Raw genomic sequence first — 5124 nt, 5'->3', positions numbered from 1 at the left:
GGATCGGTGGGCTCGACCGGCGGCGGCGACGACTTCGTGGGCGCGGTCGTGGTCGGGGTGTCCGGCTGCGTCGGGCTGGTGGACGGCGTCGGGCTGTCGGACGGCGACGTCGTCCCGGTGGGGTTCTGCGTGTACGACGGGCTCGTCGTCTGCTGCTCCGGCCGGTGCGTCGTCGGCGGCGCCATGCTCGGCACGACGCTGCTCGACCCGGGCGGCGCGCTCGGGTCGCTGACCTTCTGCCCCGCCTTGCCGTTGTCGCCGGTGCTGAGCATCAGCACGGACGAGACCACCACGATCGCGACGAACAGCGCGGCGGCGCCGGCCAGCGCCGCGGACCGTCCGGAACCGGCGAGCGTGTGCCGCAGCCCGCCGCGGCCGCCCCCGGCGCCCGGCTCGCCCACGAGCACGAGGTCGGGCGGCAGCGTGGCGTCGGCGGCCCATCCGGCCGGGGCGCGCCGCCGCTCGTCCTCGCCGGCGGCCGGGTCGGTCTCGACCGGGGCGCCCCCGTCCCGGAACACCGCGGCCGGCAACTCCGGGTCGTCGAACACGTCGGCGTCGTCATCGTCGAAGACCGGGTCGTCGCCGAACACCGGGTCCGGGTCGAACAGCTCGTCGTCGGCCTCGGCGGCGCGCACGGACCCGGCCGCGAGCATCGCGGTCTCGTCGGTGGCGCTCGACCGGGGCGCGGGACGTCCCGCGCCCTCCTCGTGCCCGAGCAGCCGCATCAGCACCTGCCGCGCACCGGGGCGCAGCCCCGGGTCCTTCTCCAGGCAGTCGAGCACCAGCTCGCGCAGCGCCCCGCCGAGGTCGCCGAGGTCGGGCTCCTCGTGCAGGATCCGGTTGATCACCGCGGGGATGGTGTCCTGCCCGAACGGGGGCTCCCCGGTCGCGGCGAACACCAGCGTCGCGGCCCAGCAGAACACGTCCGCGGGCGTGCCGACCTCGTCGCCGCTGATCTGCTCGGGCGCCATGTAGGACGGGGTGCCGATCACCCGGCTGGTGAGCGTGGTGGCGCCGCTGATCGCGCGGGCGACGCCGAAGTCGATGACGCGCGGGCCGTCCGGGCCGATCAGCACGTTGTGCGGCTTGAAGTCGCGGTGGACGATCTTGGCCTGGTGGATGGCGGCGAGCGCCGTCGCGGTGCCGACGGCGAGCCGGTCCAGCGCCGCGCCGTCGAGCGGGCCCTCGTCCAGGACCTGCTGGTTCAGCGACGGGCCCGGCACGTACTCGCTGACGATGTAGGGGCGGTCGCCGTCGGCGTCCGCGTCGATCACCTGGGCCGTGCAGAACGGCGCGACCTGCTTGGCGACCTCCAGCTCCCGCAGGAACCGGGCGCGCGCCTTGTCGTCGGATGTCAGCTCGGCGTGCAGCAGCTTGATCGCGACCTGCCGGCCGTCCTCGTCCACGCCGAGGAACACCGTGCCCTGACCGCCCTCGCCCACCCGGCCGATCAGGGCGTACGACCCCAGCCGGTCCGGGTCACCGGATCGCAGCGCCCCAACCTCCATGCGTGGAACCGTCCCTCTCCTCGATCGACGGGCCGTCTGGTCCGGGCCCGGATCACCCTCCGACTGTGTGACGCCCGAGCCCCGAGGGAAGTTCACCCGATCCGACGGGGTACCACCCTAATGGCGTCACTTCCCCCAGCGATACCGCCGCGCACGATGTCACACAAGCGAGACTGGAGGCATGGCAACGCTCGACGGGCGCCGCGTCCTCACGCGCGCCGACCTCATGGCCGAGCACGGGCTCGGGCGCAGCACGCTGGAGAAGTGGTACCGCGAACGGGCGTCCAACGGCCACCCCGAGCCGGCCGGGACGGTCGGCTCCCAGCTCGCCTGGGACGCCGGCGAGTGGGACCGATGGTACGCGACGCACCGCTCCCGCGGGGTCCCGACGGGCCTCGCGACCCGCGACGATCTCGCCGCGCGGCACGGCGTCAGCCGGCACCGCCTCAAGCAACTGTGGGCGGACCGCGCGTCCAACGGCCATCCCGACGTCGCGTACCGCGCCGGCAAGGCCATGTACTGGGACGAGGCCGCCTGGACGTCCTGGTACCGCGCCCTCGGCGAACAGCCCGCCGCCGAGGACCCCGACGATCTCGTCACGCTGGCGGACGCGGCCCGCATCCTCGGCCTCGCCCAGACGAGCGTCACCGTCTACACCAAGCGCCCGCCCGCCGGCTGGCCCGAACCGGCCCAGGTGGAGCCCCTGGGCGGCGGCCGCGTCCGCCGCCTCTACCGGCGCCGCGACATCCTCGCCTACGCCGCCTCCCGCACCCGCTGAGATTCAGCGTTCTCGGTACGCTGGAGTCGTCTCGCCCGTACGATGTCACCATCCGTCATCAACAGGGAGCTCAGTGTCATGGCAGTAGCGGCCGTTGCGCATTACACGCTGTCGGACACCCCTTACGCCCTATGGGTCAGGGGTGAACTCGCCGATGAACTCCACCTCCCGGACGACGGCACCCGGGTCGAGGTCATCGGAGGAGAGATCGTCGTGTCCCCCAGTCCAACGCTGGACCACAACTACATCCTGGACGACATCCACGATGCACTGCACGACGCACGGACCACCGACCCCTCCTTTCGCTGGACAGCGGCGCGCACGAGTGACCTGAACCTGATCCCGGCCGAGCAGGGCTGCGTTCCCGACCTCAACATCCTCGACCGGGAGACGCGCCTGGACACTCGGCGACGCAAGGCCAAGCGGCTGCTGCCGGACGAGGTCGAAGCGGTGATCGAAGTCACCTCGCCGTCCAACGCGAAAGACGACCGGCCGCCGAAGCTCCTGCACGACGCCACCACCAAGTGGAGCGGCTACGCCCGTTCCGGCATCCCGTTCTACCTGCTCGTCGACCGTGACCCGCGCATGCCCGGGGTCACCCTCTACGGCGAACCGGACGTACGGGCGGGTACGTACGAGGTACTGCAGACCTGGAAGTTCGGTGACGTCGTCCGCCTCCCAGAACCGCTCGGCTTTGAGATCACTACCGAACTCTGGGAGCCCTGGGACGAATGATCCCTACGGGGTGAAGTGGGTGAGGACCTCGGGGTTGGCCATGGAGTCGCGGTTGGCGGCGCGGTCGACCGGGGTGCCCTGGAGGATCTTGCGGACGGGGACCTCCAGCTTCTTGCCCGACAGCGTGCGGGGGATGCCGGGGACGGCGGTGATCTCGTCCGGGACGTGCCGGGGCGACAGCGACGACCGGATCTCGCGCCGGAGGTTCCGCACCAGGTCGTCGGTGAGGTCCGCGCCCTCGGCGAGCTGGACGTAGAGGAGCAGCCGGCCCTCCTGGCCGAGGCGGCCGGTGTCGATGACGAGGCTGTCGGTGATCTCCTCGAACGCCTCGACGACCCGGTAGAAGTCGGACGTGCCCATGCGGACGCCGCCGCGGTTGAGGGTGGAGTCGGAGCGGCCGTAGATGACGCAGCCGCCGTCCGACTGGATCTTGATCCAGTCGCCGTGCCGCCACACGCCCGGGTACATGTCGAAGTAGGAGTCGCGGTAGCGGTCGCCGTTCTCGTCGTTCCAGAAGAAGACGGGCATCGAGGGCATCGGCTCGGTGATGACCAGCTCGCCGACCTCGTCCACGACGGGCTTGCCGTCCTCGGCGAACGCCTCGACCCTGGCGCCGAGTCCGCGGCACTGGATGACGCCGGCGCGCAGCGGGAGCAGCGGCGACGGGCCGACGAAGCCGGTGCACAGGTCGGTCCCGCCGGAGAAGGAGCCGAGCAGCAGGTCCTTGCCGACCGCGTCGTAGACCCAGGCGAACCCTTCGGGCGGGAGCGGCGAACCGGTCGAGCCGATGCCGCGCAGCCCGGACAGGTCGTGCTCCTCGCCGGGACGGCGGCCCTCCTTGGCGGACGCCGTTATATAGGGCGCGCCCACACCCATGTAGGTGACGCCGTTGTCGGCGGCCAGCGACCACAGGTCGAGCGGGGCGCCGTCGTACATGACGATGGTGGAACCCACCAGGAGGCCGCCGATGAGGTAGTTCCACATCATCCAGCCGGTGGTGGTGAACCAGAAGAAGACGTCCTCGGGGCCGAGGTCCTGGTGGAACGACAGTGCCTTGAGGTGTTCGAGGACCACACCGCCGTGCCCGTGCACGATCGGCTTGGGCAGACCCGTCGTGCCGGACGAGTAGACGACCCACAGGGGGTGGTCGAACGGGACGTCCTCGAACTCCAGCGTGTCGCAGTCGGGCCGGGGCAGCTCGCCGTAGTGCATGCCCACCCGCAGCCCCTCGGGGGTCGCCGCCGGGTCGAGGTACGGGATCAGGACGGTGGCGGCCAGGCTGGGCAGGGCGGCCTCGATCTCACCGACGACGTCCCGCCGGTCGAACCGCTTGCCGTTGTAGGCGTAGCCGTCCACGGCGATCAGGACCTTCGGCTCGATCTGCGCGAACCGGTCGATGACCGAGGACGATCCGAAGTCGGGCGAGCAGGAGGACCAGATCGCGCCGAGGGACGCCGTCGCCAGGAAGCAGATCAGCGCCTCGGGGATGTTCGGGACATAGGCGGCGACCCGGTCGCCCCTGCCGACGCCCAGGTCCGCGAGGCCCGCGCGGACCTCCGCGACGTGCAGCGCCAGCTCCCGGTACGTCAGCACCCGGTGCCCACCGGCCTCCGACCGGAAGATCACCGCCGTCTCGTCCGGGGTCTCCCCGGCCCGGCGCAGCGCGTTGGCGGCGTAGTTGACGGTGGCGCCGGGGAACCATGCGAGGCCGTCCACCGGCATGGGGCCGCCCGTCCGGACGGGGCCGTCGCCGCGCTCGCCGACGACGTCGAAGTACGACCAGATCGCGTCCCAGAACGCGTCGACCTCGGTGACCGACCAGTGCCAGAGCTCGTCGTAGGACTCCGCGCGGACGCCCCGCTCCCACAGCCAGTGGATGAACCGGGTCACGCGCGCGCCGGCGACGACCTCCTCCGACGGCTCCCACAGCGCCGAACCCTCGGAAACCCCACCGGCCATCTCGCTCCCTCCCCGCCGCGCCACGGTACGCGGCCATCTCAATATCGGCCCGGCCCGCACACCGCGCAACCTGCCCGATCCGCCCGCCGCTACGCGCTCGGCGCCCAGCCTTATCCCAGGCGAAACCCCCGTCCGCGAACACCC

4 protein-coding genes are annotated in these 5124 nt (G+C 71.9%); 2 read left to right on the top strand and 2 right to left on the bottom strand.

Features of this window, described 5'->3' with window-relative positions:
* Positions 1 to 1508, bottom strand: a 1508-nt coding sequence (locus tag E1284_RS38240; protein ID WP_131945028.1) for a serine/threonine-protein kinase, incomplete at its 3' end; no start/stop codon positions are given.
* A gap of 181 nt (positions 1509 to 1689) precedes the next feature.
* On the opposite strand from E1284_RS38240, the gene E1284_RS38235 reads away from it, so the two are divergent.
* Together E1284_RS38235 and E1284_RS38230 are read left to right on the top strand one after the other, a co-directional pair.
* Entirely contained in the window at positions 1690 to 2286 is a 597-nt protein-coding gene (locus tag E1284_RS38235; protein ID WP_131945027.1) for a hypothetical protein, read from the top strand.
* Positions 2287 to 2364: 78 nt separating this feature from the next.
* On the top strand, positions 2365 to 3021 hold the full coding sequence (locus E1284_RS38230; protein ID WP_165965593.1) for a Uma2 family endonuclease: 657 nt from the start codon (positions 2365 to 2367) through the stop codon (positions 3019 to 3021).
* Positions 3022 to 3024: 3 nt separating this feature from the next.
* Here E1284_RS38230 and E1284_RS38225 read toward each other — a convergent pair whose 3' ends face one another.
* Entirely contained in the window at positions 3025 to 4980 is a 1956-nt protein-coding gene (locus tag E1284_RS38225; protein WP_131945025.1) for an acetoacetate--CoA ligase, read from the bottom strand.
* Positions 4981 to 5124 lie beyond the last annotated feature (144 nt).

It is taken from the genome of Actinomadura bangladeshensis (genome assembly GCF_004348335.1).
Taxonomy (GTDB): Bacteria; Actinomycetota; Actinomycetes; order Streptosporangiales; family Streptosporangiaceae; genus Spirillospora; species Spirillospora bangladeshensis.
Note: the sequence above shows the minus strand (reverse complement) of the source record. Positions and strands in the feature narration are given on the sequence as shown.

Coding starts and splice junctions, on each gene's coding strand:
- E1284_RS38225 (WP_131945025.1), bottom strand. CDS start 4,980: ATGGCCGGTGGGGTTTCCGAGGGTTCGGCGCTGTGGGAGCCGTCGGAG.
- E1284_RS38235 (WP_131945027.1), top strand. CDS start 1,690: ATGGCAACGCTCGACGGGCGCCGCGTCCTCACGCGCGCCGACCTCATG.
- E1284_RS38230 (WP_165965593.1), top strand. CDS start 2,365: ATGGCAGTAGCGGCCGTTGCGCATTACACGCTGTCGGACACCCCTTAC.